1 protein-coding gene is annotated in these 453 nt (G+C 58.3%); it reads left to right on the plus strand.

Annotated elements, in window-relative coordinates; translation table 11 throughout:
* Positions 1 to 68 precede the first annotated feature (68 nt).
* A partial coding sequence (locus tag MU407_RS14160) for a redoxin domain-containing protein (RefSeq protein WP_246958443.1) occupies positions 69 to 453 on the plus strand: 385 nt, incomplete at its 3' end.

Here is a 453-nt window from a genome sequence, read left to right on the forward strand (position 1 = left end):
TTATTGGCTATAGATACTAGTTTAGTGATAGCCTTGATCTATCACATCGTCGACGAGAGAGGACACCCATGAGTCTCATCAACACCAAGATCCTTCCGTTCAAGGCCAACGCTTTCCGCAACGGGGACTTCATCGAGGTCTCCGATTCCGACATCAACGGCAAGTGGGCCGTGTTCTTCTTTTACCCCGGTGACTTCACCTTCGTCTGCCCCACCGAGTTGGGCGACCTCGCCGACCACTATGAGGAACTGCAGGCCATGGGGGTCGAGGTGTTCGCGGTGTCCACCGATTCGCACTTCGTGCACAAAGCGTGGCATGCCGACTCCGACACCGTCGGCAAGGTGAACTACACGATGATCGGCGACCCGAACCTGCAGCTGACCCGCAACTTCGACGTCGAGCGCGAGGGTGCCGGACAGGCCGATCGCGCCACCTTCCTCGTCGACCCTGACG

Origin of the sequence: Brachybacterium sp. Marseille-Q7125 (assembly GCF_023062615.1) — a bacterium.
Classification (GTDB): domain Bacteria; phylum Actinomycetota; class Actinomycetes; order Actinomycetales; family Dermabacteraceae; genus Brachybacterium.